The sequence below is a fragment of the Rugamonas aquatica genome (assembly GCF_009380215.1).
GTDB classification, from domain to species: domain Bacteria; phylum Pseudomonadota; class Gammaproteobacteria; order Burkholderiales; family Burkholderiaceae_D; genus Rugamonas; species Rugamonas aquatica_B.
The window spans coordinates 60669-87379 of the sequence record NZ_WHUG01000007.1 but is presented as its reverse complement, the minus strand read 5'-3'; the positions used below and the strand labels follow the sequence as shown (position 1 = coordinate 87379).

Sequence of the window (26711 nt, the reverse complement as noted above, 5' to 3'; positions counted from 1 at the left end):
GGGAGCTCAGGTTGACGTTCCCCGTATTTTATCAGGCGTCCAGCACGCTCCACACGCCCTTGATGCGCGCCTCCAGCGGTTTGAAGTTGGTTTTGTAGGACATTTTCGGACTTTCCTTGATCCAGTAGCCCAGGTAGACATAGGGCAGCTTCAGCTCGCGCGCCTGGGCGATCTGCCACAGCACGTTGAAGGTGCCGTAGGAGGCGCCCTCGACATCGGGATCGAAGAAGGTGTAGACCGACGACAGCCCGTCCGACAGCACGTCGATGATGCTGATCATGCGCAGCGTGCCGTCCGGCTCGCGGAACTCCACCAGCCGCGTGTTGACGCGGCTTTGCAGCAGGAATTGCGCGTACTGGTCGCGGCTGTCCTGGTCCATGCCGCCGCCGGCGTGGCGCTTGCTCTGGTAGCGCAGGTAGAGGTCGTAGTGTTCGTCGGAGAAGGACAGCGTGGCGACGCCCGCCGTCAGGTCGCCATGCCGGCTCCACGCGCGGCGCTGGCCGCGGTTGGGCGCGAACTGCTCGGCCACCACGCGCACCGGAATGCAGGCCTGGCAGCCGTCGCAATATGGACGATAAGTAAAGATGCCGCTGCGGCGGAAGCCGTTCTTGACCAGTTCGGAATAGACGTCGGCGTTGATCAGGTGTGAAGGCGTCGCCACCTGCGAGCGCGCCTGGCGCGCGTCCAGATAGCTGCAAGGGTAGGGCGCCGTGGTGTAAAACTGCAGCGTCGCGAAAGGGAGATCGTTCAGGTGCGTCATGCACGTCCTATCGGGGGCGGTTTGTTTATACCTATGATAACGCCACTTTCGCAGCGGCGCTCGCCACCTTTAGCTTAACTGTCCGCAGCCAGCGGTGCAATGGGTTCCCACTCGGTGATCTGAGGCAATTCAATTGTGTTGCGCAGATGCGCCAGGAATTGCGCGCGCGGTATCGGCGACGCGCCCAGCGAGGCCAGGTGGCCGGTCTCCTGTTGGCAATCGATCATCGCGACGCCATGATCGCGCAGGAAGCGCACCAGGTAGGCCAAGGCGATCTTGGAACCGTCGGTGACGCGCGCGAACATCGATTCGCCGTAGAACATGCGGCCTATCGACACGCCGTAGGCGCCGCCGACCAGTTGGCCGTCCAGCCACAGTTCGGCCGAGTGGGCGTAGCCGAGTTTGTGCAGGCCGGTGTAGCCGGCGATGATGTCTTCCGAGATCCAGGTGCCGGGGCCGTCGCGGCGCGGGGCGGCGCAGGCGCGCATCACCTGTTCGAAGGCGGTGTCGAAGCGCACCTGCCAGCGGCCGCCATTGGCCATCTCGCGTTCGACCTTGCGCAGGGTTTTCTTCAGGCTGTCCGAGATGCGGAAATTTTGCGTCATCAGCACCATGCGCGGATCGGTGCTCCACCACAGGATGGGCTGGCCTTCGGAAAACCAGGGAAAGATGCCGTTACGATAAGCCGTCAGCAGGCGCTGCGGCGACAGGTCGGCGCCGGCCGCCAGCAGGCCGGGTGCGTCGGTGGTCAGCGCCTCGGCGACGTCGGGGAAGGGGCTGTCGGGATCTAGCCAGGGAATCATAGGTACAGCGTCACGTTACGTCAGGTCCGAGCGCATGTTGCGGATGATATCCTGGGTGTGGAAGCCGTAGCTGCCGCCCTCGCGTATTTTGACGCGGTCGGCGAAGAACAGTTCCAGCGTGGTGCGGATGGTGGGGAAGGCCAGGTCGTCCCACGGGATTTCCGCTTCCGTGAACAATTGCACTTCCAGGCTTTCCTCGCCGGGCGCGAAGTCCAGGTCGAGCAGCTTGGCCAGGTAGAACATGTGGACCTGGTGCACGCGGGCCACGTTCAGCAGCGTGAACAGCTTGCCCAGTTCGATGTTGGCGCCGGCTTCTTCCTGGGTTTCGCGGATAGCCGCCTCGCTGGTGGTCTCATTGTTTTCCATGAAGCCGGCCGGCAGCGTCCAGAAGCCGTGGCGCGGTTCGATCGCGCGCTTGCACAGCAGGACTTTCAGCTCGCCGTCGCCTTCCCACACGGGGATGGAGCCCAGCACCATTTTCGGGTTCTGGTAGTGGATGGTGGCGCAGTTGCCGCACACATAGCGCGGGCGGTTGTCGCCGGCCGGGATGGACAGGCTGACGGGGGAGGCGCATTCGGAACAGAATTTCATAGGGGGATAGCTCAAGTCGTTATGTAGGCTCACGGTGCTTACTTTACACCGATAGTCGCCTGCGCGGCATGGCCTATGCCTATAGGTAACTACATATATTCGGGCTATCGCGGCCGATTTCAGGATTAATATTGCCTAACGTAAGGATTTGCCCTATAATACGTACATACAGACGCGGGGTGGAGCAGTCTGGCAGCTCGTCGGGCTCATAACCCGAAGGTCACAGGTTCAAATCCTGTCCCCGCAACCAAATTTGAAGCCGTTGATACCGTCAGGTATCAGCGGCTTTTTCGTTTTCATGGCAAAAAGTCGGGATCGAAGACTTGTTGTTTGCTGAACGGGGTCGCCGGCGGGAATGTTGCCGGGGGCAACCCGGTTTCATCGGCCGCGCGCGCGGCGGCTGCTGTGTAGCTCTCGTCCAGGTAATCGTCGACGGTGCGGGCCAGGCTGGGGGCGTCTTTGAGCAGGCGGGCGATCCTGCGGCGTTGTTCGCGGATGGTCCCGCGCCAGCTGCCGGAGATACGCTCGCGCTGGTACTTGCACTTCAGCAGGTGCATGATCAGCAGTTCCATGCGGTGTTCCAGTTCGTGCTTCAAATCGATACCCATGCACGCGATTTCTTCGATGAGATTTTCCAGATCCAGCTCGTCCAGCCTGCGGGCGCGCAGCAGTTCCACTTGGTGGTTGATCCACGCAAGGATGTCGGTCTTGTAGTCGCTGTTGATGTGATCGTCCATGGGGCACCTTCGCGATGTTAGGGCGCGATGAGGACTATTACTTTACGCCGAATCAAAGCTAGGGGAGGAAATCCTCGTCGAGTATTTGCTCGGTCGTGTAGGGATTCTGCTGTGGGAAGCTGCTTGGCGGTAGATGCGTTTCGCGGGCTGCTTGTTTGATCGCGTCGGGATAGCTGTCTGCGATGTAGTGGTCGAGCACGGGGCGCAGGCTGGGCATGTCTTTCAAGATGCGGGCAATTTGCTTGCGTTGCTCGCTGATCGTCCTGCGCCAGCTGTTGCTGATGCGTTCGGGCTGAACCCTGCATTTCAGCAGATGCGTCAGCAGCTTCTCCATACGATGCGCGACTTCGCGTTTGTCTCGTCTGGCCACGGCTTCGAGTTCTTCGATGACGTTTTCCAAATCCAGCTGCTCAAACTTCCGTGCGCGCAGCAGCGCTACCTGGGCTTCGGTCCAGACGAGAAAATCGCGTTCGTAGTCGCTGTCGATGTGATCGTCCATGGGGCACCTCCGCTAGCGTAGGCGTTGTGTGGACCTTTACTTTACGCCGAATCAAACCGCCGCAGCGTAGGATAGGCGGATGAAATCGAGCATGGCGGGTGTGATCCAGGTGCCGGTCAGCAGGCGCGGTTCCTGTTCGTGCGCGTGGCGGATCTTCGCCAGCGTGGCAGGGTTGTCGCCGATGCGGATGCGGAACAGCGTCATCCACTCGCGCGCCAGCTCCTGCGAGGTCGCGTCGCCCGGCGCCGCGCCGCTCTCCATGTGCTGATGGACCGCCGCAATCAACGCCATCCACTCCGGCACATGGCTGGAGATACCGGCCCGCAGACGTTCCAACTCATCGACGTCCAGATAGCGCGCATACAGCGCCAGCTTGTGCTCGCCGAACGCGTCGGCCATGTAGTGCTTCAGCTGCGGCGTGACGCCTGTGTGCTGCTGCGCCGACGGCTCGACCTCCATCATGATGCCCAGCCGTCGGACGAAATCGGGATTGGCGGCCGTATCGCGTTCGAGCATCAGCATCCAGCGCTCCGACAGTTCGCGCGCCTGCTCGCTGCTGGTTGGCACGCCTTGATCCATCAAGGCCTGGATCTGCCCGACCAGCGTGGACCACCCGCTGTTGCGGCGCGCATCCTGCTGCCAGAAGGGCAGGCGCTTCAACTCGTCCTTGGTGAAGTATTTTTCGTAGAGCCCCATCAGCGTCAGCGCCGACAGCCACGCCTCCAGATCCGGCTCGTCACCATCGGCCAATTGCCGGTGCAGTTGCGACAGCTTGTCGCGCAAGGCGCTGGCTTGCGCGATCTCCCTGCCCAGCGCATCGATCTGCTGCGCGACGATGTCGGCGAAGGGCGCGTCCGGGCTGGCGAGGAAGGTGGCGATGTCGGCCAGCGACATGCCGAAGCGCCGCAGCGCCTGGATCTGATGCAGGCGTGCGACATCATCGCGGTTGTACAGGCGGTAGCCGGAATCCGCGCGCGCCGATGGCGTCAGCAGGCCGATGCTGTCGTAGTGGTGCAGCGCGCGCACCGTCAGGCCGGTGCGCGTGGCCAGTTCGCCGATTTTCAAGACGGCGCGGTCGCGATGTTCTTTCATGCGCGCTAGTGTACGACAGCCGCGCTGTCTCAGGCCAGTGCATCCTTCGGCAGTTTCAGCAGCAGCGCCAGGAGCGCGGCCAGCTCGGCGCGCATGGTGCGGCGGTCGACGATCATGTCGATGGCGCCGCGTTCGAGCAAGAACTCGGGCCGCTGGTAGCCCTCAGGCAGCGTCACGCCCAGCGTGCTCTTGATGACGCGCGCGCCGGTGAAGGCGATCAGCGCCTTCGGCTCGGCCAGCACCAGATCGCCCAGGAAGCAGAACGAGGCCGAGATGCCGCCCGAAGTCGGATCGGTCAGCACCGACACGAAGGGCAGCTTCTTTTCCGCCAGCTTGGTCAGCATGGCGGTGGTCTTCGCCATCTGCATCAGCGACATCAGCCCCTCCTGCATGCGCGCGCCGCCGCTGGCGGTGATGCAGATGAAGGGCACATGCTGGTCGATCGCCGCCTGCACGCCGCGCACAAAGCGCTCGCCCACCACCGCGCCCATCGAACCGCCCATGAAGTCGAACTCGAAGCACGCTACCACCACCGGTACTGACAGGATGGCGCCGCTGATGACGATCATGGCGTCGGTTTCGCCGGTGGCTTCCATCGCCGCCTTCAGACGTTCGGGATAGCTCTTGCTGCCTTTGAATTTCAGCGTGTCGACGGGCAGTACTTCCTGGCCGATTTCATGCCGGCCGCCGATGTCCAGCAGCGCATCTAGGCGTGCGCGCGCCCTGATGCGCAGATGATGGCTGCATTTGGGGCAGACATGCAGATTCGCTTCCAGGTCTGCGCGGTACAGTACCGCATCGCAAGCCGGACACTTGAGCCACAGGCCGGAAGGGATGGACTGCCGCTGTTCGCCGCCGCGCTTGATGTGCGGCGGGAGGAGTCGTTCCAGCCAGCTCACACCGTCGCCCTGACCATGCGGAAGATGCCGCTCAAGCGCAGGCCGTCGATGCGGTCGGCGAGATAGCGTTCGGTGAGTTCCTGCGCGCCGAAGTGTTCGACCTGGCTGAAGCCGTAGTGGCGCAGCATGTGCTCCAGTTGCTGCGGCGCGAAGGCGCTGAGCAGATGTTCGCCCTGCGCCGCGAGCGCGGTCGTCACGACCTGAAGGCCCATGCGTTCGGGCTCCGTCAACTGGTCGGCGTGCACGCAGTAGTCGAACACGATGCTGGTGCCCTGCGGGTAGGCGGCGATATCCTGCAAAGTGTTCATCACGGCGTCCGGCCGCAGGTACATGGTGACGCCCAGCCAGGAGAAGCATGTCGGCGCATCATCGTCCAGGCCTGCCTGTTGCAGGTCGTCGCTCAGCGAGCTGTGTTCGAAATCGGTGGCGACGTAGTGCAGCGATGCCGGCTCCGCGATGTCCGCTGCGCGCAGGCAGTCGCGCTTCCACTGCTGCATGGCGGGCAGGTCGACTTCGTACAGCTGCGCGGTCGGCAGGCAGTCGGCGCGATAGGCGTAGGTATCGAGGCCGGCGCCGAGGATGACGTACTGATTCACGCCTTGACTATGCGCGGCCTGCCAGCTGTCTTCGGCCAGACGCGCGCGCACCACCAGCGTGGCGCGCATGGCTACGGCCAGCGGATGGCGCTGGCGTTCCTCGTCAGCGTGCAAAGCGGCTTCACGCTCGGCGCCCAGGATGCGCAGGGACACCGTATCGCGCAGGATCAGCGGCTGGTCGAACAGTTGATGCGCGGCGCGCAGGGTGGCGGTCATCCAGGCGCTGGGCTTGGGGCCGGCCAGGTGGCCGAGGGGCGATAGCTGCATTGCATACTCCTTCAGGATAATGCAGGCAGCGTAAAGCCTGACGCAGCGTCAGGCTCAAGCAAAATCTTAATCCGGGGAGCGCGGATGCAGGCTGGCCCACAGGTGGGCGGCGGCCATGGTGCGGTGAGGGCTGTACTTGGCCAGGATTTTTTCGGTGCGCGGCATATCCGGCTTGGTCTCTTCGCCGAGCAGGGCTTGCAGCGCGGCGCGGATGGCGACGTCGCCGTGCAGCGAACAGTCGGCGTAGCCGTAGCCGCGCAGCAGGCCGTAGTTGACGGTCCACGGGCCGATGCCTTTGACGGCCAGCAGCGCGGCAGACACCTGCTCGATACTGTTCGATGGCGACAGCTCCAGCGGCAGCTCGCCGCTGGCGACCAGGCCGGCCAGGCGCAGCAGCGTTTCCGCTTTCGCGCGCGAGAATTTGCGGCTGGTCAGGTCGTCGATTTGCAGCCTGGCCGCATCGGCTGCGGCGGGGTAGCACCACAAGCCGCTGCTGTGCTGCCGGCCCGCTTGCAGGATGAAGGTGCGCCGCAACGATATCGCGAACGACAGGTTGATCTGCTGGCCGATGATGGCCCACGTCAGCGCCTCGAACACGGTGGCCGATTGCACGATGCGCAGGCCCGGTTGCGCGCGCGTCAGCGGGCCGAACATCTTGTCCCTGGCGGCGAAGGCGCTGAACGGTTCGGGATCGATGCGCAGTCCGAGGATGCTCAACGCCGCCTCGCGCACCTGCTCCTGCGCGGCCGGAGACAGCTTGCCGTCAGCATGCACGGTGCAGCTGGCGCTGGTGGGCGCGGCGACGTGGTCGGGGACGATCTCCAGCACCACCGGCACGCCGGCGATCAGCATGCCCTTGCGCAGGCGCTCCGGGCTGACTTCCTCGGCCACGCTTTCGGCGTCGCGGCTGTGGAAGGCCAGTACGTCGTGCAGCCGGTAGTTGGCCGGCAGGGCCAGAGTAAAGGGCTTCACGCGGTCTTGGCCTTGTTCAGGAAGCCGAAGCTGGGACGGAAGCCCGTCACCAGCGCGGTGCCGGTGATGACGATCGCTGCGCCGACGAAGGTGTACCAGCCTACGCTCTCGCCGAGGAACAGCATGCCCCACAGGATGCCGAACAGTGGGCTGAGGAAGGTGACGGTCAGCGCCGACGAAGGGCCGACATCCTGGATCAAACGGAAGTAGATCAGGTAAGCCACGCCGCTGCACAGCACACCCAATGCCAGCACGGCGCCCATGATGCCGATGGTCGGTTCGCCGGGGGCGGGGAAGAAGGGCAGCGCCGGCAGCACCAGCAGCGTGGAGGCCCACATCGAACCGTGCGCGTTGGAGAACGGTTCGACCGTCTTTGCCTGCTTGGCGTAGTTGCTGGCGATGCCGTAGTTGAAGGACGCGAACAGCACGGCGGCGATGGCGATGCCGGCGCCGGGCTTGGTGCTGACATGGTCGAAACCGACCAGCAGCGCCACGCCACAAGCGCCCAGCACCAGGCCGAGCATCACCTTGGCGCTGACCATGTGGCGGGTCCAGATGGCGCCGATCAGCGTGCCCCACAGCGGCGTGGTGGCGTTCAGCACGGCCAGCAGGGAGGCCGACAGCGTGCGCGCGGCGAAGGCGAACATCAGGAACGGCAGCGCGGAGTTGAACAGGCCGAGTATCAGGTAGTGCTGCCAGTGCTGGCGCAGGTTCAGCGGCTTTTTCAGCACCAGCGCGATCACGGCCAGGAACAGCGACGCAAACAGCACGCGGTATTCGATCAACACGGCGGCGCCCAGCACCGGCGCGGCGATGCGCATGAACAGGAAGGAACCGCCCCAGATGGCGGCGAGGAAGATCAGGCGGAACAGATTGGCGGAGCTCATGCGGATTCCAGTGGTGGATAGTTTGCGCTATTGTCCGGCACTCGCCGATGCAGAGATAGCCGGTTCTTGCTTTTGAATTGTCCGGGCTTGCGGTTTTCTAGACCGCGCCGCTCTCCACGGCGCAGGCGTTCTCGCCCGGCGCGGTCGGCGTGGCAGCGTGCGGGATCAGCATCGTGGTCGGCACGCCGTTTTTAATCGCGGTCATTTCGGCCAGGATGGAGATGGCGATTTCGGACGGCGTCTTGCTGCCGATGTAGAGGCCTATCGGACCATGCAGGCGGGCCAGCTGTTCCGGCGTCAGGTCGAACTGCAGCAGCCGCTCGCGGCGCTTGCTGTTGTTCAGGCGCGAGCCGATGGCGCCGACGTAGAAGGCGTCCGACTTCAGCGCCTCCATCAAGGCCAGGTCGTCCAGCTTGGGGTCGTGGGTCAGTGCGACCACGGCGCTGCGGCGGTCCAGCTGCATGCACAGCACTATATCGTCGGGCATGTCGTGCACCAGCTGCACGCCGTCGACCTGCCAGCCGGCGCGGTACTCTTCGCGCGGATCGCAGACGGTTACGTGGTAGTCCATGGCGGTGGCGATCTGCGCCAGGAAGCGCGACAACTGGCCGGCGCCGATAATCAGCAGCCGCCAGCGCGGTCCATGCACGCTGACCATGGCGCGCTCGCTGACCTGCATCTGCGCGCCCGGCGCGGCCTTGGACAGCTCCACGTCGCCGCTGTGCAGGTCGAGCCGGCGCTGCACCAGTTCGTGCCGCTCCAGCCGCTCCAGCAGCTCGGCGATGCGGCTGCGGTCCGACAGCGGTTCGATGGCCAGCTCGATGGTGCCGCCGCAGGGCAGGCCGAAGCGGTGCGCCTCGTCGGCGGTGATGCCGTAGCTGACGATTTCGGGAATGGCGCGGCGCATGCCTTCGTTGCGCACGCGGGCGATCAGGTCGTCCTCGATGCAGCCGCCGGAGACAGAGCCTATCACCGTGCCATCGTCGCAGATGGCCAGCGTGGCGCCGATGGGCCTTGGACTGGAGCCCCAGGTCTTGATGACGGTGATCAGTTCGCAGCGGTGCCCGGCGGCGATCCACGCTGCGCTGGTTTTGAGTACTTCGAGGTCGATGCTGTCCATGGATGGAATATACTACGGCTCTCTTAAGCTTGCAGGAACTGCGATGACCACTCCCAAGGAAGACGACGGCTCACCTAAATTCGGCCGTCTGCTGATCGTGCTGATACTCGCCGTGCTGGCTTGCGCGGGCCTGACCTGGCTGATGGGGAGTGTGTTCCCCAACTTCCCCAACTAAGCGCCCAAACTAAGCTATTTGCACACGGCCGCCAGCGCGTTGTCGAACGGGCTGTCCGGCACGATGTCTTCCGGGTTGAACTTCTCGTATTTGTAGTTTTCGACCGGTTCCCCCTTGCCCATGGCCTCGGGGTAGAACACTTGCGACAGCAGCACGGTGGTGCGGTCTTCGCAGGAATAGAGATGAAGCGCCTTGACCGAGCGGTAAGGCTTGCCCTCGGGCGTGGTCTGCGGCTTGCTGAAGCTGCGCATGGACCAGACCTTGCGGGTCTTGTCGGCCTTGATGATGCTGGCCTTGTCGATGTAGAACACGCCGGCGCCATCGCCCTTGACCTTGGCCCATTGCGCCGCCTGGACCCCGCTACACATCAATATCAAGATGATTGCCAACAGGCCCGGCTTGTTCATGGCGGTCTCCGTGCTACGGCACCAGCGGTTTCTTGGCCGCCTGCTTGCCCTTGATTTCGGCGATGGTCTTGTCGATCACCGACAGGCGGTAATTGACGGCGGGATGAATGGCAGTATACCCGTTCAGCACCGTGGCGGGATATTGTCCGGCCAGGCGCTGCCAGAAGGCGTGCGCGTGATCCAGGCTGTAGCCGGCGCGCGCCACCATGTACAGGGACAGGTAGTCGGCCGCCGCGTCGAGCTCCTGCGGCATGGGCTTGACACCTGCTGTGCCGATCAGCATGTACACGTCGGGCCGCACCGACACCAGGTTGTCGATGATGCTGCCGACCGTGTAGGCCGAGCGGGTGGTGGCTGCGTGGCCCAGCACATTGTGGGCGATGTCCTTGGCCAGCACGTAGGCGATGGCTTCGTCGCTCTGCGCGAAGTTGACCATGCCGCGCGTAATCAGCACGCGCTGGCCGTCGGAGTAGGCGTTGATATTGTCCGAGTTGCCAAGGTCGATCTTGAAGGCGCAGGCGCGCGTGACCGGCACGTTGAGCTCCTGGTTGCGGCCATCGCGGGAGACGATCAGGTTGAGCGACTGGTGGCCGGAGACCAGCGGGCCGAGGATGCCGGCGGCTTGCGTTTCGGCGTTCTGGCCGGTCGGCAGGGTCTTGCCTTCGGCGGCGACCAGGCCGTCGCCCTTGCGCAAGCCGGCGCGCGCGGCGCCGCTGCCGGCCAGCACGCTGGCTACTTCCAGGCGGTCGCCGTAGTTCAGCACCGCTTGCGCGGCGTCGACGAATTCGCCGCTGTACGAGAATTTGTTCTTGGCTGTGAAGCCGAGCAGGTTGCGCGCCTGCGTGCGGCACAGGTCCGCGTTGTTGATCAACAGCGGGGCGACGATGCGGTACAGGCGGTCCTGCAGCGCCACCATCTGGCTCAAGGATTCGCGCGCGGCGGCCATCTTGGCGGTGACCACCGGCGGCTCTTCGGTGATGACGCGGGCCACCACCGGTTCGGCCGGCGCGGGCGCCGGCTTGGATTTGAAGGTCGAGCAGGCCGACAGCAGCGAGGCTGCCGCCAACAGGGACAATGAGGCGAATTTATTGATCTTGTTTGTCTGCTGGCCCATCCCGGGTCTCCGTCTGTTTTTGTTAGTGTTTGCCGGTGCTGCCGAAACCACCTTCACCGCGTTCGCTGTCGCCGAATTCTTCGACCACATTGAAGCCGACCTGCAGCACCGGTACGATAATCAGCTGCGCCAGGCGTTCCATCGGGTTCAGCGTGAAGGTGCTGTGGCCGCGGTTCCAGGTCGAGATCATCAACTGGCCCTGGTAGTCGGAGTCGATCAAGCCTACCAGATTCCCCAGCACGATGCCGTTTTTGTGGCCCATGCCGCTGCGCGGCAGGATCATGGCGGCGTAGCCCGGATCGGCGACGTGGATCGCCAGGCCGGTTGGAATCAGCACGGTCTGACCGGCTTCGATGACCATCGGCGCGTCGATGCAGGCGCGCAGATCGAGACCGGCGGAACCCGGGGTGGCGTAGGCCGGCATCTGGTCTTTCATGCGCGGGTCGAGGATTTTGACGTCGATATTTTTCATAATTACTTTGCGAAGAGCGAGTGCTGCGAGATCCGTTTCGAGATCTCGGAAATCAGTTGGCGCGCCAGCGTCAGTTTGTCGGCGCGCGGCAGTATGGTGTGGCCGTTTTCATCGAACAGGATGATGGTGTTGTCGTCCTGGCCGAAGGTGTGGTGGCCGATATTCCCTACTAGCAGGGGGATGCCTTTTTTCTCGCGCTTGTCGGCGCCGAACTGGATCAGGTTCTCCGATTCGGCGGCGAAGCCCACGCAGTACGGATGGCCGGCCAGCGTGGTGCGGGCGGCGACGGTGGCGAGAATGTCCGGGTTCTGTTCGAACTTCAGGTCCGGCACGGAGCCGTCCGGGTTCTTCTTCAGTTTCTGCTCGCTGGAGTTGGACACGCGCCAGTCGGCCACCGCAGCCACGGCGATGAAGATGTGCTGGTGGTCGACATTGGCCATCACCGCGTCGTGCATCTGCAGCGCGCTTTGCACGTTGATGCGGGTGACGCCGAACGGCGCCGGCAGCGCGGTCGGTCCCGATACCAGGATGACTTCGGCGCCGGCTTCGCGCGCGGCGCGCGCCACGGCGTAGCCCATCTTGCCCGAGGACAGATTGGTGATGCCGCGCACCGGGTCGATCGGTTCGAAAGTCGGGCCGGCGGTGATCAGGATGCGCTTGCCCGCCAAAACCTTCTGCTGGAAGGAGGCGATCAATTCTTCGAGCAGCTGCGCCGGTTCCAGCATGCGGCCCATGCCCACTTCGCCGCAGGCCTGGTCGCCGGAGGCGGGGCCGAACAGCACGATGCCGTCGTCGCGCAGCTGCTGCGCGTTGCGCTGGGTGGCGGGGTTCTGCCACATCTCCACGTTCATGGCCGGCGCCACCAGCAGCGGCACCAGGCGCGGACGCGCCAGGCACATGGTCGACAGCAGGTCATCGCAGACGCCGTGCGCCAGCTTGTACATGAAGTCCGCCGAGCAGGGCACGATCAGGATGGCGTCGGCGTCACGGGTGACGTCGATGTGGGCCATGTTGTTGTCGACGCGCGGATCCCACTGGCTGCTGAATACCTTGTTGCCCGACAGCGCCTGCATGGTGACGGCGGTGATGAAGTGGGCGGCGGCGTCGGTCATCACGACCTGCACCGAGGCGCCGGCCTTGGTCAGCGCGCGGCACAGTTCCGCCGCCTTGTAGCAGGCCACGCCGCCGGTCAGGCCGAGGACGATTTTCTTGCCGATCAATTCCATCATGCTGTACTCCAGTTAGTGCGAGTTTACTTGTTCACCCGGCGCAGCTCATCTAGGATGAACAGCGCCGCACCGATGCAGATGGCCGAGTCGGCGATGTTAAACGCCGGGAAGTGGCCCAATCCGCTCCAGTGGAAATCGAGGAAGTCGACCACGTGGCCGTACAGGATGCGGTCGATGACGTTGCCGATGGCGCCGCCCAGGATCAGCGACAGCGCCCACGAGAACATGCGCTGGCTGCCGTGCTTTTTCAGCAGGACGATGATCCACGCCGCCGCGCCCAGGGCGATGGCGGTGAAGAAGTAGCGCTGCCAGCCACCGCTGTTCTGCAGGAAGCTGAAGGCCGCGCCCTTGTTATAGGCCAGCACCAGGTTGAAGAAGGAGGTGATGACTTTCTCTTCACCGAGCTGGAAGGTCTTGGTGATGGTGATCTTGGACAGCTGGTCGAACAGGACGACGATGGCGGCGATGCCGAGCCATGGCGTCAGGCTGGCCGAGGATTTGGTCGGAAAGATTTTTTTGGTGGCCATGAGTTATTCAAATTGGTTCGAAACGGCTAGCGTCGTCATTCCCGCGCAGGCGGGAATCCATGCTGAGCATCCGCCGCCCACTCAGCATGGGTTCCCGCTTTCGCGGGAACGACGGGTTCATATCTTAAGCGAACTTGCGTTTTTCGCCCGCACCGAACAGATTGCTGTGGCAACGGCCGCACAGGGTAGGGTGGTCCGCATGCGAACCGACGTCGGCGCGGTAGTGCCAGCAGCGCTCGCACTTGGCGGCGGTGGAGGCCGCCACTTCGACCGCTTCTTCCGCTTCGCTCGCCACCTGCACCGCTTGCGCGGCCGAGGTGATGAAGACGAACTTCAGATCGTCGTCCAGGCTGGCCAGCAGCTGGTACTTGTCGCCAGATGCCTTGATGGTCAGCTCCGCCTGCAGCGACGAGCCGATGGCGCCCGAGGTGCGTACATCTTCCAGCTGTTTGGTGACGTCGGCGCGGACTGCGCGCAGGGCCGTGTACTTGGCCAGCAGGGCGGCCGCGTCGGCGGCTTCCGGCAGCTTCCACCAGGTCTGCGTGAAGATGGTTTCGTCGCTGGCCTTGTAAGCCTCTTCGCCGGCGAAGATCGCCCATGCTTCTTCCGCCGTGAACGACAGCGCCGGCGCCATCACGCGCAGCAGGCTTTGCGTGATGTGCCACAGCGCGGTCTGCGCCGAGCGGCGCGCGTGCGAGGTGACGGCCGTGGTGTACAGGCGATCCTTCAGCACGTCCAGGTAGAAGCCGCCCAGGTCTTCCGAGCAGAAGTTCTGCAGCTTGGAGTAGACCGGCTGGAATTCATACTGCATGTAGTGCTCGGCGATCTCCGCCTGCAGCGCGGCCATGTTGGCGACGGCGTAGCGGTCGATTTCCAGCATCTCGTCGATCGCCACCGCGTCCTTGGCGGCGTCGAAGTCCGACAGGTTGGCCAGCAGGAAGCGCAGCGTGTTGCGGATGCGGCGATAGGCTTCGGTGACGCGCTTGAGGATCTCGTCGGAGATCGACAGTTCGCCGGTGTAGTCGGTGGTGGCGACCCACAGGCGCAGCATGTCGGCGCCCAGCTTGTTCCACACGTCCTGCGGCGCGATGGTGTTGCCGATCGACTTGGACATCTTCTTGCCTTCGCCGTCGACCACGAAGCCGTGGGTCAGCAGCGCCTTGTACGGCGGGGCGCCGTTCAGCATCGAGGAGGTCAGCAGCGAGGAGTGGAACCAGCCGCGGTGCTGGTCCGAACCTTCCAGGTACAGGTCGGCCGGGAAGGCCGATTGTTCCTTGTGCGAGCCGCGCAGCACGGTCTGGTGGGTCGAGCCGGAATCGAACCAGACGTCCAGCGTGTCCTTGTTCTTTTCATAGCTTGCCGCTTCGTCGCCGATCAGGTCTTTCAGGTCCAGCGCCAGCCAGGCGTCGATGCCGCTCTTCTCGATCAGCTTGGCCACTTGCTCCAGCAGTTCCGGCGTGCGCGGATGCAGCGCGCCGGTTTCCTTGTGGACCACGAAGGCCATCGGCACGCCCCACTGGCGTTGGCGCGACAGGGTCCAGTCGGGACGGTTGGCGATCATGCCGTGCAGGCGCGCCTTGCCCCAGTCCGGGAAGAACTTGGTTTCGTCGATGCCTTTGAGCGCGGTCTGGCGCAGCGTCGGGCCGCCGTCTTTCGGGTGCGAGTCCATGCCGGCGAACCACTGCGAGGTGGCGCGGTAGATGATCGGCGACTTGTGGCGCCAGCAGTGCATGTAGCTGTGGTCGAACATCTTCACTTCGAACAGCGCGCCCACTTCCTTCAGCGCGTTGCAGATCGGCTTGGAGGCTTCCCAGATCGTCATGCCGCCGAACAGCGGCAGCGTGGAGGCGAATTTACCGTCGCCCATCACCGGGGTCAGGATGTTCTCGTCCTTCATGCCGTGTGCGCGGCAGGAGATAAAGTCGTCCAGGCCGTAGGCTGGCGCGGAGTGCACCACGCCGGTACCGCTTTCGGTGGTCACGTATTCGGCCAGGTACATCGGCGACAGGCGATCGAAGAAGGCATCGGACGCGTGCAGCGGATGGCGGAAGCTGATGCCGGCCAGCGCCGCGCCGTGGCAGGTGGCGATGGTCGTGCCTTCGAGCTTGTAGCGCGCCAGGCAGGCTTCCACCAGGTCTTGCGCCAGGATCAGCAGCAAAGGCTGGCCGTCACGCTCGGTCTGCACCAGCGAGTAGATCACTTCGGCGTTGACGTTCAGCGCCTGGTTGGACGGGATGGTCCAAGGGGTGGTGGTCCAGATGACGATGAAGCCGTTTTCGGTCGGCAGCTTGTCCAGGCTGAAGGCGGTGGCCAGCTTGTCGAATTCGGCGAACTTGAAGCCGACGTCGATGGCCGGATCGCGCTTGTCCTGGTATTCCACTTCGGCTTCGGCCAGGGCGGACTGGCAGTCGAAGCACCAGTTGACCGGCTTCAGGCCGCGGTAGACGTAGCCTTTTTCCAGCAGCTGGCCGAGGGCGCGCAGTTCGTCGGCCTCGTTCGAGTAGTTCATGGTCAGGTAAGGGTTCTGCCATTCGCCCAGCACGCCCAGGCGGATGAAGTCCTTGCGCTGGCGGTCGACCTGCTCCAGCGCGTAGGCGCGGGCCTTGGTCAGCACTTCGGCGGTCGGCAGGTTCTTGCCGTATTGTTTTTCGATCTGGATCTCGATCGGCATGCCGTGGCAATCCCAGCCCGGCACGTAGGGCGCGTCGTAGCCGGCCATGCCGCGGGCCTTGACCACCATGTCTTTCAGGATCTTGTTGACGGCGTGGCCGATGTGGATGTCGCCGTTGGCGTACGGAGGACCGTCGTGCAGGATGAATTTAGGACGGCCGGCGGCGGCTTTGCGCACGCGCTCGTAGATCTTCTTTTCCTGCCAGTCCTTGACCCAGTTTGGCTCGCGCTTGGCCATATCGCCGCGCATCGGGAATGGGGTTTCGGTCATGTTGACCGGGTATTTACTTTCAGGCTTCTTTGCAGATTTGTTATCGGACATGGTTATCTTCAGTGATTTTTATTCGGGGAGTTCGGTGTAGCCGGCGCGCGTAGCTGGTCGCGCGGTTAAATTCGGTCGGTGGCCGTGGTGGCGCCGTCGCGCTCTTTGAAGAACTCTCGGGCCTGGAGAGCGTCGCGGTCTATGGCGGCGGTCAGCGTCGGCAGGTCGATGTATTTTTCTTCGTCGCGTATCTTGTGCAGGAATTCGACGCGCACCTGTTTGCCGTAGCAGTTCTGGGCGAAGTCGAACACGTGGACCTCCAGCAGCACGCGGCCGCTGTCGTCGACGGTGGGGCGCACGCCCAGGCTGGCGACGGCCGGCAATGGCTGCTCGGCCAGGCCGTGCACCTGCACGATGAAGATGCCGGACAGCGCGGGGCGGTGCGGCACGCGCAGGTTCAGCGTGGGGAAGCCCAGCGTGCGGCCCAGTTTCTGGCCGTGGATCACGTGGCCGGAGATGGCGTAGGGATGGCCCAGCAGCGCCTCGGCGTGCACGAAGTCGCCCTCGGCCAGCGCGGCGCGCACGGCGGAGGAGGAGATGCGGGTGCTGCCGTTCATCACGGTCGGCAGGGTCTCGACGTGGAAGCCGTAGCGCTGGCCCGCTTCCTGCAGCATCTGCACGTTGCCGGCGCGGCGGGCGCCGTAGCAGAAGTCGTCGCCGACCATCAGCCATTTGACGTGCAGGCCTTCGACCAGCACCTTCTCGGTGAATTCCTGCGGCGTCAGGGCCGCGAACGGCGCCGAAAAGTGCTCGACGATGACGCGGTCGATGCCGTTGTCGGACAGCGATTGCAGCTTGTCGCGCAGGTTGGCGATGCGCGGCGGCGCCTTCGACAGGTCGCCGGCCTTCTGCGCGAAGAATTCGCGCGGATGCGGTTCGAAGGTCATCACGGCCGCTTCCAACCCGAGGCCGGAGGCAGCCGCGCGCACGCGGCCCAGCAATGCCTGGTGGCCGAGGTGGACACCGTCAAAGTTGCCTATCGTGAGCGCGCAGGGCGCACGCGCCGCTGCATTGGGTAGACCTCGAAATACCTTCATGGGAATCTGGGGGGGAACTGTCGCTAAATGGAGGATTATACGGTTTGTTTGCGGTAGCCGACAGTTATCGCGGGAAAAGCAGCGGCAAAGCATAAAAAAAGCGCTGTCCGGCGCGGGGCCGGACAGCGCTTTTGCGCATCGAATCAGACGATTACATCGGGTGATTGATGTTCAGGGTCCAGTAGCGGGCCAGGTCGGCGGCGCCGTCCTTGCCTTTGACCGATTTCAGCGTCGCCAGCGCGGCGGCTTTCTTGCCGGCGATGGACTGGGCGATGCCCTGATGCAGCTTGACGGCTTCAGGGTTTTTCGCGGTGCCCAGCTTCACAGCCTGTTCCAGCAGTGGCAGGCCCTTGTCGGCCTTGCCGGCGGAAACCAGGGCGTAGCCCATGTTGGCCAGCGCGTCGGCGTCCTTGTTCTTGACGGCTTCGGCTTCCATCGCGGCTTGCTTGGCGTCGAACTCGGTCTGGGTCTTGGCTGCCAGGTCTTTCAGGCGCTGGTGGCGGGCGGCGTCGGAGCCGGTGCCCAGCGCGCCTTTCTTGTAGCCCTGGTCGATGATCTTGATCGCTTCGGCAGGGTTACCCGCTTGCAGCGACAGCTGGGACATTTCCATGTACTCGTTCGGCTTGGTCAGCAGGCCGTTGGCCAGGCGCAGGCGCAGCACGTCCAGCGACAGCGACGAGGCGAAGCCAGGCTTGCCCGATACGCGGTTCAGCAGGTCGGCCCAGTAGGTGCTCTTAGGATACGAACCGGCCAGCTTTTCCAGGGTCTGGACGTAGCCTTCCTTGTCGTTCTGCTTCAGCTGGATGTTGGCCAGCATGCCCAGTTGGGCTTCGCTCAGGTTTTTCGAGCCTTGCAGTTCCTTGGCCGCTTCGGCGTACTTGCCGGAGGTGTAGTAGATCTGGGTCAGGTATTCATGCGCCTGGGTATTGCCTGGATTGTCTTTCAGCACGCGCTGGAACCAGGTGATCGCTTTTGGGTAGTCCTTGGCGCGGTAGTAGATGCCGGCCAGGGCTTCGGAGAATTTCGGGGCTTCGGCAGCGGACAGCTTGCCGGAATTGATCACTGCTTCGAAGGCGCGGGCGGCGGCGTCGTTATCGCCGGCGGCGGTAGCGGCCGAAGCGCGGGTGCGTTCGATCAGGTAGGTTTCATTCGGGGTCTTGCCACCGACGGCGTCGGCTTCTTTCAGTTTGGCCAGTGCTTCTTTGTTCTTGCCTGCCGCAGCCAGTTTCTGCGCTTCCTGCAATGGTTTGCCGATTTCAGCACGCACCGCGTCGGCCGCGTAGGCAACCGAGGAAAAACCTGCCAGAGGAGCTGCTGCTGTGAAACCAATAGCGGCCATTACCAGGCCGAGATGAGCGAGACGAAACTTGGTCATGGGTAAGTTTTCTTTCATCAAAATGCGAAATAGGCAGGAATGGTCCTGCCTATCGTTGAACATAGAACTGATTATTGGAACTGTTCGTTGCCGACCAGGCCAATCTTGGTCACGCCGAGACGCTGGGCCGCAGCCATCACGCCTGCCACGACTTTATACGATACCAGCTTGTTCGGACGCAGATGCACTTCCGGCTGGTCAGCTTGCGCTGCGACATCGGTCAGTTTCGCTTCCAGGGTGCCGCGGTCAGGAATGACAGCGTTATCCCACAGAATCGTACCGTCGAAGTCGACGTCAATCGTGATCACCACAGGTTCCTTGACAGGCGGAGGCGGGGTGCCGACCGGCATGTTCAGGTTGACCGAGTGGTTTGCCTTCGGAATCGTAATGATCATCATGATAATCAGCACCAACATCACATCGATGAGGGGCGTCATGTTCATTTCCATCATTGGTTCCGGATCCGCGCCACCGCTTGGGGAGCCGACATTCATACTCATGGTGTTTCCTTTAAGAAGGGCAGGCCCGGACTCCAGGCCTGCGATGCACTATTCGGGCATTAACCCTTATCAGGCGGTTCGGTGATGAAGCCGACCTTCTGAATACCAGCGCGCTGGGTAGTGTAAATAACCTTGCCGATTGATTCGTAGCGAGTTTCTTGGTCGCCACGAACATGCACTTCCGGCTGAGGCAACTTCACTGCTTCCACCTTCAGAAAATCGAACAACTCATTCGCGTCGCGCATTTTCTTCTGATTCCAGTAGATGTCGCCATCCTTGCTTACAACGATGTTGACATCTTCCGGCTTGGTCTGAATAACCTGGTTGGTTTCTTCTGGCAGCTTGATTTGAATCAGCTTCAGAACAACCGGGCTCGTGATCAGGAAGATAATCAGCAGAACCAACATGATGTCCACGAGGGGCGTCGTGTTGATTTCTGACATGACTTGATCTTCGTCTCCGCTATCGGAGCCTACGGACATCGACATGATTAATTATCCAATCTTTTTAGCGCCGGCGGCACGGCCAGCTTCGCTGGTGGACATGGCGCCCGAGATCAGTACCGAGTGCACGTCAGCGGAGAACGAACGCACGTCTTCCATTGCGGCTTTGTTACGACGCACCAGCCAGTTGTAACCCAGAACGGCAGGAACTGCAACGAACAGACCGAAAGCGGTCATGATCAGCGCTTCACCCACTGGACCTGCAACTTTGTCGATCGATGCGTTACCCGACATGCCGATGGCGATCAGTGCATTGTAAATACCCCAAACGGTACCGAACAGACCGATGAACGGTGCGGTCGAACCAACGGTTGCCAGGAACGACAGGCCGTCTTGCAGACGCGATTGAACTTTATCAACAGCGCGCTGGATCGACATCGTCACCCAGGTCGACAGGTCGATCTGTTCCAGCAGGGCGCCGTCGTGGTGCACGGTAGCCTTGGTGCCGGTTTCAGCGATGAAGCGGAATGGCGAGCCGTCTTTCAGGGCTGCCGAACCAGCAGCGATCGACGAGGCTTTCCAGAACTTGGCCGAGGTTTCTTTCGACTGTTTGAAGATTTTCATCTGGTCGATCAGTTTGGTGATGATGATGTACCACGAACCCATGGACATCAGCGACAGGATGATCAGGGTGCCGCGCGATACGAAACCACCGTTCCATACAGCTTCGAAGCCGTAAGGATTGTCCACTTCTTCTTTGCCGCCTTTGGCAGCTGGAGCTTCTGCTGCCGGTGCTGCTGGCGCCGCATCCGCTGCTGGAGCGGCTGCTGGTGCCGAAGCGGCTGCCGAGGCTGGCGCGTCAGCGAAGGCTGGGGCGCTTACCAGGGCGGTGGCTGCGGTCACGGAAAACAGCACAGCGGCCAGTACAGCGGACAAACGGGTATTCTTAAACATGCTTCCTCCAAATTGATAAAATAATCAGATCGCTGAACGTAATGACAACGAAAATTACTAAGTGAGACTTAACTGCCGCCTCGGTTTTACTCCAGCGTCCAGACGTATTGCATCTGCATCCACGCTTCCGTCGGTTTCCCGTCGGTCAGACCCGGTTTGAAACGGCATTTACCGATACCATTCAAAGCGGCCTTGTCCAAGTCCCTAAAACCACTGGATTTGATGACTTTGGAATCGGCGACGTGGCCGTCGGTTCCAATCAAGAACGATAACGTGACCGTACCGGTTTCTTCGTTACGCAGGGAGGATTTTGGCCACTCCGGTTTTGCGCAAGTGCTGAAGTCAGCTACAGCAGCTACGTTCACCGATTTAGCCGGTCCTGGTGGCGCTGCCGGTGGTGCCGGTGGCGCTTTTTGCAGTTCATTCGTCGCAGGCTTGACGTTGGTCGCATTCGCGATCGTGTTTTGCGGCGGCGGCGGCTGCTGCACGTTCACCTCAACTGGCGGGATGAATGGCGGTGGTGGCGCTTTCATCTCTGGCGGAGGTGGTGGCGGTGGGAGTTCTTTCGGTGGAGGAGGTTTGACCTCCTCAATGATCTTGGTCTCCACTGGTGCGATCATCTTGCTCACCAGACGTTTACCCAAGCCCGTCACGATCCCATAAGCAACCAGGAGGTGCAACAAAACGACAATGGTAATGCCTGTAAAGTTCTTCCCGGTGCTTTTCTCGTTGTGCGTGAAATTCATGCCTGCTTTCTCCAATACCAACTCTTTTTGTTGCTACTAAACCCCAAAATGGCGACACAAAACAACAGCCGCATCCGGGACGTCGGCGAATTATACATACGAATTCTTGATTTTACATAGAATTTTCATCCCTAAAACCGGTTAAATTTCATAGGGTTTTCCTATGTGGTAGCGCTCCCTTTGCACCGTTCTAGCTCAATTTACAAGACTCTCCGGCGCAATTTTGGGGCGGGACGCACCACGACATTACTTAGTTTTCCCTTAAGCCCAAAAACGGAATATTATGCGCGTAATTTTACTACGAACAATTGATAATTTGGCCGCAAATGTTTCTTTCATGAAATTCTTGCGAGAAACACTCTACATGCCAGTGACGAAAGCTGTTGACTTCTGTCTAACGGCATGCATTCGCTAAAAAAACCGGGGCCAGAGCGGCTCCTCTGACCCCGATTCATCCCTTGCAAGACCCATGCCCAGCTACGGCAAAAGCCTTATATATATGTTGTTCAACTTCCGCGCCCCCGTTTCTCGCGTTTGACCTCCAGCGAACTGACGATTTCGCCGTTCGGCCCCACGGTTTCCAGGTGCACATCGAAGCCCCATAGCCTGGCCACGTGCTTGAGCACCTCGCCGGCCTGCTGGTTCAGCGGCCGCCGCTGGAACTGGGTGTGGCGCAAGGTCAGCGCCCGGTCGTCGCGGGTGTTGACCGACCACACCTGGATGTTCGGTTCGCGATTGCCCAGGTTGTACTGCTCGGCCAGCTGCTGGCGCACGTAGCGGTAGCCCAGGTCATCGTGTATGGCGGAGATTGCCAGTTTTTCGTTATTGTCGTCGTCCAGTACGGCGAAGAAATGAAATTCGCGTATCAGCTTGGGCGAAAGGTACTGGGCGATGAAGCTTTCGTCTTTGAAATTGCGCATCGCGAAGTCCAGCGTCTTGCGCCAGTCGCTGCCGGCGATGTCCGGGAACCATTCGCGGTCCTCGTCGGTCGGGTGCTCGCAGATGCGGCGGATGTCGGTCATCATCGCGAAGCCCAGCGCGTACGGGTTGATGCCGTTGTAGTAGGGGCTGCTCACCGGCGGCTGGTAGACGACGTTGGTGTGGCTCTTCAAAAACTCCATCATGAAGCCGTCGGCCACCACACCCTCGTCGTACAACTGGTTGAGGATGGTGTAGTGCCAGAAGGTGGCCCAGCCCTCGTTCATCACCTGGGTCTGGCGCTGCGGGTAGAAGTACTGGCTGATCTTGCGCACGATGCGCACCATCTCGCGCTGCCAGGGCTCCAGCAGCGGCGCGTATTTCTCGATGAAGTAGAGCAGGTTCTCTTCGGGCTCGGGCGGGAAGCGCGGCGCGGCCTTTTCCTCTTCCTCTTCCTCGCGGCGGGGCAGGGTGCGCCACAGCTCGTTGATCTGCGACTGCACATAGGCTTCGCGCTCTTTCTGCCGCGCGCGCTCCTGCGCCATCGACAGCTTGGCCGGCCGCTTGTAGCGGTCGACGCCGTAGTTCTGGATCGCGTGGCAGGAATCGAGCAGCAACTCGACCGCGTCGATGCCGTGGCGCTGCTCGCACTCGGCAATGTAGTTCTTGGCGAACACCATGTAGTCGACGATGGCGTCGGCGTCGGTCCAGGTGCGGAACAGGTAGTTCCCCTTGAAGAAGGAGTTGTGGCCGTAAGCGGCGTGCGCGATCACCAGCGCCTGCATGGTCAGGCTGTTCTCCTCCATCAGGTAGGCGATGCAGGGATTGGAGTTGATGACGATCTCGTAGGCCAGGCCCATCTGTCCGCGCTTGTAGCCTTTTTCAGTCGACAGGAAATGCTTGCCGAACGACCAGTGGTTGTACGACACCGGCATGCCGACCGAGGTGTAGGCGTCCATCATCTGCTCGGCGGTGATGATCTCCAGCTGGTTCGGATACGTATCGAGCCCGAAGGCTTCGGCGACGCGGCGGATTTCCTGGTGGGCTTGCTCGATCAGTTCGAAGGTCCATTCCGACTGTTCAGGCAGGGCGCGCGGATGGCGCGGCTTGGGGGCAGGTGCATGCGTCATATCGTTCATGATGTCGGCTGCCTATTTCGGCTGTTTCTTGAACAGTTCACGGAACACCGGATAGATATCGGCCGGCGTGACTATTTTCTGCATGGCGAAATGCGGATGGTGGTCGGGGATCTGCGAATACTGCTCCCACAGGTTTTGCGGCGGGCCGTCGGTGATCTCGACGTAGGTGTAGTACTGCACCTTGGCCATGATGGTGTTGACCAGCAGCTGGCGGCACAGCACCGAATCGTTGTCCCAGTTGTCGCCGTCCGAGGCCTGGGCGACGTAGCTGTTCCAGCTGCCGGCGCCGTAGCGTTCGTCGATGATCTTGTCGAGCAGGTTCAGCGCCGACGACACCACGGTGCCGCCCGATTCGCGCGAGTGGAAGAACTCTTCCTCGTTGACCTCGGCCGCCGCCGTGTGGTGGCGGATGAACACGACTTCGATCTTGTCGTACACGCGCTTGAGGAACAGGTAGAGCAGGATGAAGAAGCGCTTGGCCGTATCCTTGCGGGTTTCGTCCATCGAGCCGGAGACGTCCATGATGCAGAACATCACCGCCTGCGTCATCGGCTTGGGCACTTTGACGCGGTTGCTGTAGCGCAGGTCGAACGGGTCGATGAAGGGGATGGCCAGCAGCCGCGTGTGCAGATGGTGGATCAGCTTTTTCAGCTCGACCACGCGCGGCGCGTCCAGCGGTTCGCCGTCCAGCAGCAGCTCCTCCAGCTCGCGTTCGGCTTCGATCACGCGCTTGCGCGAACTGCCGCCGACCGCGATGCGCCGTCCCAATGCGCCGCGCAGCGAACGCAGCACGTGGATGTTGGACGGCGTGCCCGACATATTGTAGCCGGCGCGCTGGTTCTTGAATTCGGTGGTGGCGGTCAGCTGGGTCTTGACCAGGTTGGGCAGTTCCAGGTCTTCGAAGAAGTAGTTCATGAATTCTTCGCGCGACAGTTCGAAGATGAAATCGTCTTCGGTCATCTGGTCGCTATTGCCGGCCTTGCCGCGGCCGGAACCGCCGCCGCCCTTGGGCCGGTTGATCAGGTCGCCCTTGAGGTATTCCTGGTTGCCCGGGTTGATGGTTTCCCACACGCCGCCATGGGCGTGGCCGAACGAGGGCTCGCCCACGTCCTTGACCGGGATGGAGACTTTTTCGCCATTCTCAATGTCGGTGATGGAGCGGCCTTTGATGGCACGTCCCACCGCGTCCTTGATCTGGGCCTTGTAGCGCCGCAAGAAGCGCTCGCGGTTGACCGCAGACTTGTTCTTGCCCTGCAAACGTCGGTCGATGAGGTAAGTCAAAAGATGCCTCCTGCTATTTGTCGGCCACCGTCGTTCCCGCGAAAGCGGGAACCCATGCTCAGCGTCCTGGCCAGCTCAGCATGGATTCCCGCTTGCGCGGGAATGACGCCGCTTTACGACGACTTCCTCACACGCAAATACCATTCGCACAGCAGCCGCACCTGCTTGGCCGTATAGCCTTTCTCCACCATGCGGGCGACGAAGTCGGCGTGCTTGTTGGCGTCTTCGGCGCTGGCCTTGGCGTTGAACGAAATGACCGGCAGCAGTTCCTCGGTGTTGGAGAACATCTTCTTCTCGATCACGGTGCGGAACTTCTCGTAGCTGGTCCAGGCCGGATTCTTGCCGCCGTTGTTGGCGCGGGCACGCAGGCCGAAGTTGACGATCTCGTTGCGGAAATCCTTGGGATTGGATATCCCGGCCGGCTTCTCGATCTTTTCCAGCTCGTTGTTCAGCGATTCGCGGTCGAAGCTTTCGCCCGTATCCGGATCGCGGTATTCCTGATCCTGTATCCAGAAGTCGGCGAAGGTCACATAGCGGTCGAAGATGTTCTGGCCGTATTCCGAATACGATTCCAGATAGGCGGTCTGGATTTCCTTGCCGATGAACTCCACGTATTTCTGCGCCAGATGTTCCTTGATATACGAGAAGTACTTCTGTTCGGTTTCAGGCGGGAACTGCTCGCGTTCGACCTGCTGCTCCAGCACATATAAGAGGTGCACCGGATTGGCCGCCACTTCGGTATTGTCGAAGTTGAAGACCTTGGACAGGATCTTGAAGGCAAAGCGTGTCGACAGACCGTTCATGCCCTCGTCGACGCCCGCATAGTCGACATACTCGTGCATGGACTTGGCTTTCGGATCGGTATCCTTGAGGTTCTCGCCATCGTAGACCAGCATCTTGCTGAAGATGCTGGAGTTCTCCGGATCCTTCAGTCGTGACAGGATCGCGAACTGCGCCATCATCTTCAGCGTTCCGGGCGCGCATGGAGCCTGGTACAGCGAGGAGTTGGCCACCAGCTTGTCGTAGATCTTGATCTCGTCGGTCACGCGCAGGCAGTACGGCACTTTGACGATGTAGATACGATCGAGGAAAGCCTCGTTGTTGCGGTTGTTCTTGAAAGTCTTCCACTCCGACTCGTTCGAGTGCGCCAGGATGATGCCGTCGAACGGTATCGCGCCGAAGCCCTCGGTGCCTTTGTAGTTGCCTTCCTGCGTGGCGGTCAGCAGCGGGTGCAGCACCTTGATCGGCGCCTTGAACATCTCGACGAATTCCATCAAGCCCTGGTTGGCCAGGCACAGGCCGCCCGAGTAGCTGTAGGCATCAGGATCGTCCTGCGAATAATCTTCCAGCTTGCGGATATCGACCTTGCCGACCAGCGAAGAAATATCCTGGTTGTTTTCGTCGCCCGGTTCGGTCTTGGAGATGGCGATCTGCTTCAGCACCGATGGATAGCGCTTGACCACGCGGAACTGGTTGATGTCGCCGTTGAATTCGTGCAGGCGCTTGACCGCCCATGGGCTGGGGATGTTGCGCAGATAACGGCGCGGGATGCCGTAGTCCTCTTCCAGGATCACGCCGTCCTCTTCTTCGTTGAACAGGCCGAGCGGCGATTCATTGACCGGCGAGCCTTTCAGGCAATAGAAGGGCACATGCTCCATCAGCGACTTGAGCTTCTCGGCGATCGACGATTTACCGCCGCCCACAGGCCCCAGCAGATACAGGATCTGCTTGCGTTCCTCCAGCCCCTGCGCGGCGTGGCGGAAGTAGGACACCACTTGTTCGATCACTTCCTCGGTGCCGTAGAACTCGCGGAATGCCGGATATATTTTGATGACCTTGTTCGCGAAGATGCGTGACAGCCGGGTGTCGTTGCGGGTATCGACCAGTGTTGGTTCGCCGATGGCGGCCAACATGCGCTCTGGCGCGCTGGCGTAGGTGAGTCGATCTTTTTTGCAAAGTTCGAGATACTCCTTCATGGACATCTCTTCTTCTTTGGTCCGTTCGTACCGTGCGGCGTAGTTGTCAAAAATGGTCATTTGGATGTCCTTTAATGTAAACCTGCGTGTCACGGGTCACTGGCAGTTCGCTTGCCCTGGCCCTGGTCTGTGCATACCCCTTTTCGTATTATTTTTCTTATGACCAGCTTCTTTTGTATGGCACGGATTGCCCGTGCCGGTGA

The 26711-nt window shown here is 61.7% G+C and carries 27 protein-coding genes and 1 tRNA gene; 2 read left to right on the top strand and 26 right to left on the bottom strand.

All coding sequences use genetic code 11. The features are described 5' to 3' along the window. Positions 1 to 31 precede the first annotated feature (31 nt). The 3 genes from GEV02_RS18155 to GEV02_RS18145 form a co-directional block, all read right to left on the bottom strand. Positions 32 to 760 (bottom strand): arginyltransferase, encoded by a 729-nt coding sequence (locus GEV02_RS18155; protein WP_152839305.1) that lies wholly within the window; start codon positions 758 to 760, stop codon positions 32 to 34. 74 nt (positions 761 to 834) lie between these two features. Then, a complete protein-coding gene (aat, locus tag GEV02_RS18150; RefSeq protein ID WP_152806012.1) occupies positions 835 to 1563 on the bottom strand; it encodes a leucyl/phenylalanyl-tRNA--protein transferase in 729 nt (242 codons plus the stop codon). A 15-nt stretch (positions 1564 to 1578) separates the two neighbouring features. After that, positions 1579 to 2154, bottom strand: coding sequence for an NUDIX hydrolase (locus tag GEV02_RS18145; protein WP_008451458.1), 576 nt, complete (start codon positions 2152 to 2154; stop codon positions 1579 to 1581). 173 nt (positions 2155 to 2327) lie between these two features. Here GEV02_RS18145 and GEV02_RS18140 point away from each other — a divergent pair. Beyond that, positions 2328 to 2404: transfer RNA gene (locus GEV02_RS18140), tRNA-Met, on the top strand. Positions 2405 to 2450: 46 nt separating this feature from the next. Here the strand turns inward: GEV02_RS18140 and GEV02_RS18135 are convergent. The 8 genes from GEV02_RS18135 to GEV02_RS18100 all read right to left on the bottom strand — a co-directional run bounded on the left by GEV02_RS18135 (position 2451) and on the right by GEV02_RS18100 (position 9223). Beyond that, positions 2451 to 2891: a DUF29 domain-containing protein gene (locus GEV02_RS18135; RefSeq protein ID WP_152839304.1), complete on the bottom strand. Its 441-nt coding sequence runs from the start codon at positions 2889 to 2891 to the stop codon at positions 2451 to 2453. Positions 2892 to 2949: 58 nt separating this feature from the next. Then, positions 2950 to 3390, bottom strand: coding sequence for a DUF29 domain-containing protein (locus GEV02_RS18130; protein WP_152839303.1), 441 nt, complete (start codon positions 3388 to 3390; stop codon positions 2950 to 2952). Between the two features lie 51 nt (positions 3391 to 3441). After that, positions 3442 to 4482 (bottom strand): MerR family transcriptional regulator, encoded by a 1041-nt coding sequence (locus GEV02_RS18125; RefSeq protein ID WP_152839302.1) that lies wholly within the window; start codon positions 4480 to 4482, stop codon positions 3442 to 3444. A gap of 29 nt (positions 4483 to 4511) precedes the next feature. Further along, complete coding sequence (accD, locus tag GEV02_RS18120) at positions 4512 to 5381, bottom strand: acetyl-CoA carboxylase, carboxyltransferase subunit beta (RefSeq protein ID WP_328595848.1); 870 nt, start codon at positions 5379 to 5381, stop codon at positions 4512 to 4514. Next, positions 5378 to 6244 (bottom strand): class I SAM-dependent methyltransferase, encoded by an 867-nt coding sequence (locus GEV02_RS18115; protein WP_152839301.1) that lies wholly within the window; start codon positions 6242 to 6244, stop codon positions 5378 to 5380. The genes accD and GEV02_RS18115 overlap by 4 nt, the downstream gene beginning before the upstream one ends. A gap of 66 nt (positions 6245 to 6310) precedes the next feature. After that, positions 6311 to 7216 carry a DNA-3-methyladenine glycosylase 2 gene (locus tag GEV02_RS18110; RefSeq protein ID WP_328595847.1) on the bottom strand — a complete coding sequence of 302 codons (906 nt, stop codon included), beginning with the start codon at positions 7214 to 7216 and terminating at the stop codon, positions 6311 to 6313. Continuing rightward, positions 7213 to 8103: a DMT family transporter gene (locus GEV02_RS18105; protein ID WP_152839300.1), complete on the bottom strand. Its 891-nt coding sequence runs from the start codon at positions 8101 to 8103 to the stop codon at positions 7213 to 7215. The genes GEV02_RS18110 and GEV02_RS18105 overlap by 4 nt, the downstream gene beginning before the upstream one ends. 97 nt (positions 8104 to 8200) lie before the next feature. After that, positions 8201 to 9223: an XdhC family protein gene (locus tag GEV02_RS18100; protein ID WP_152839299.1), complete on the bottom strand. Its 1023-nt coding sequence runs from the start codon at positions 9221 to 9223 to the stop codon at positions 8201 to 8203. Between the two features lie 43 nt (positions 9224 to 9266). Between GEV02_RS18100 and GEV02_RS33570 the strand changes: the two genes are divergently transcribed. Further along, the gene (locus GEV02_RS33570) at positions 9267 to 9398 is read left to right on the top strand and encodes a hypothetical protein (RefSeq protein WP_268878643.1); all 132 of its coding nucleotides are present in this window, start codon (positions 9267 to 9269) and stop codon (positions 9396 to 9398) included. A 14-nt stretch (positions 9399 to 9412) separates the two neighbouring features. Here GEV02_RS33570 and GEV02_RS18095 read toward each other — a convergent pair whose 3' ends face one another. The 15 genes from GEV02_RS18095 to GEV02_RS18025 all read right to left on the bottom strand — a co-directional run bounded on the left by GEV02_RS18095 (position 9413) and on the right by GEV02_RS18025 (position 26568). Continuing rightward, positions 9413 to 9805 (bottom strand): surface-adhesin E family protein, encoded by a 393-nt coding sequence (locus tag GEV02_RS18095; RefSeq protein WP_152839298.1) that lies wholly within the window; start codon positions 9803 to 9805, stop codon positions 9413 to 9415. 13 nt (positions 9806 to 9818) lie between these two features. Continuing rightward, positions 9819 to 10919 carry a M48 family metallopeptidase gene (locus tag GEV02_RS18090; protein WP_152839297.1) on the bottom strand — a complete coding sequence of 367 codons (1101 nt, stop codon included), beginning with the start codon at positions 10917 to 10919 and terminating at the stop codon, positions 9819 to 9821. A 22-nt stretch (positions 10920 to 10941) separates the two neighbouring features. After that, positions 10942 to 11391 carry a dUTP diphosphatase gene (gene dut, locus GEV02_RS18085; RefSeq protein WP_152805937.1) on the bottom strand — a complete coding sequence of 150 codons (450 nt, stop codon included), beginning with the start codon at positions 11389 to 11391 and terminating at the stop codon, positions 10942 to 10944. A 2-nt stretch (positions 11392 to 11393) separates the two neighbouring features. Continuing rightward, positions 11394 to 12617 (bottom strand): bifunctional phosphopantothenoylcysteine decarboxylase/phosphopantothenate--cysteine ligase CoaBC, encoded by a 1224-nt coding sequence (gene coaBC / locus GEV02_RS18080; RefSeq protein ID WP_174999178.1) that lies wholly within the window; start codon positions 12615 to 12617, stop codon positions 11394 to 11396. A gap of 26 nt (positions 12618 to 12643) precedes the next feature. Further along, positions 12644 to 13147 (bottom strand): signal peptidase II, encoded by a 504-nt coding sequence (lspA, locus tag GEV02_RS18075; protein ID WP_008451443.1) that lies wholly within the window; start codon positions 13145 to 13147, stop codon positions 12644 to 12646. A 124-nt stretch (positions 13148 to 13271) separates the two neighbouring features. Continuing rightward, positions 13272 to 16139: an isoleucine--tRNA ligase gene (gene ileS, locus GEV02_RS18070; protein WP_152839295.1), complete on the bottom strand. Its 2868-nt coding sequence runs from the start codon at positions 16137 to 16139 to the stop codon at positions 13272 to 13274. Positions 16140 to 16204: 65 nt separating this feature from the next. Further along, entirely contained in the window at positions 16205 to 17176 is a 972-nt protein-coding gene (locus GEV02_RS18065; RefSeq protein WP_152805926.1) for a bifunctional riboflavin kinase/FAD synthetase, read from the bottom strand. Positions 17177 to 17327: 151 nt separating this feature from the next. Then, entirely contained in the window at positions 17328 to 18551 is a 1224-nt protein-coding gene (locus tag GEV02_RS18060) for a tetratricopeptide repeat protein (RefSeq protein ID WP_235922826.1), read from the bottom strand. A gap of 71 nt (positions 18552 to 18622) precedes the next feature. Further along, positions 18623 to 19051, bottom strand: coding sequence for an ExbD/TolR family protein (locus GEV02_RS18055; protein WP_008451438.1), 429 nt, complete (start codon positions 19049 to 19051; stop codon positions 18623 to 18625). 59 nt (positions 19052 to 19110) lie between these two features. Further along, positions 19111 to 19539 carry an ExbD/TolR family protein gene (locus GEV02_RS18050; RefSeq protein ID WP_008451437.1) on the bottom strand — a complete coding sequence of 143 codons (429 nt, stop codon included), beginning with the start codon at positions 19537 to 19539 and terminating at the stop codon, positions 19111 to 19113. Positions 19540 to 19545: 6 nt separating this feature from the next. Then, entirely contained in the window at positions 19546 to 20448 is a 903-nt protein-coding gene (locus tag GEV02_RS18045) for a MotA/TolQ/ExbB proton channel family protein (protein ID WP_008451436.1), read from the bottom strand. A gap of 86 nt (positions 20449 to 20534) precedes the next feature. After that, on the bottom strand, positions 20535 to 21194 hold the full coding sequence (locus tag GEV02_RS18040) for an energy transducer TonB (RefSeq protein WP_152839293.1): 660 nt from the start codon (positions 21192 to 21194) through the stop codon (positions 20535 to 20537). Between the two features lie 506 nt (positions 21195 to 21700). Further along, positions 21701 to 23251 carry a SpoVR family protein gene (locus tag GEV02_RS18035; RefSeq protein ID WP_008451434.1) on the bottom strand — a complete coding sequence of 517 codons (1551 nt, stop codon included), beginning with the start codon at positions 23249 to 23251 and terminating at the stop codon, positions 21701 to 21703. 12 nt (positions 23252 to 23263) lie between these two features. Beyond that, positions 23264 to 24532 carry a YeaH/YhbH family protein gene (locus GEV02_RS18030; RefSeq protein ID WP_008451433.1) on the bottom strand — a complete coding sequence of 423 codons (1269 nt, stop codon included), beginning with the start codon at positions 24530 to 24532 and terminating at the stop codon, positions 23264 to 23266. A 113-nt stretch (positions 24533 to 24645) separates the two neighbouring features. Continuing rightward, a complete protein-coding gene (locus GEV02_RS18025; RefSeq protein ID WP_008451431.1) occupies positions 24646 to 26568 on the bottom strand; it encodes a PrkA family serine protein kinase in 1923 nt (640 codons plus the stop codon). Positions 26569 to 26711 lie beyond the last annotated feature (143 nt).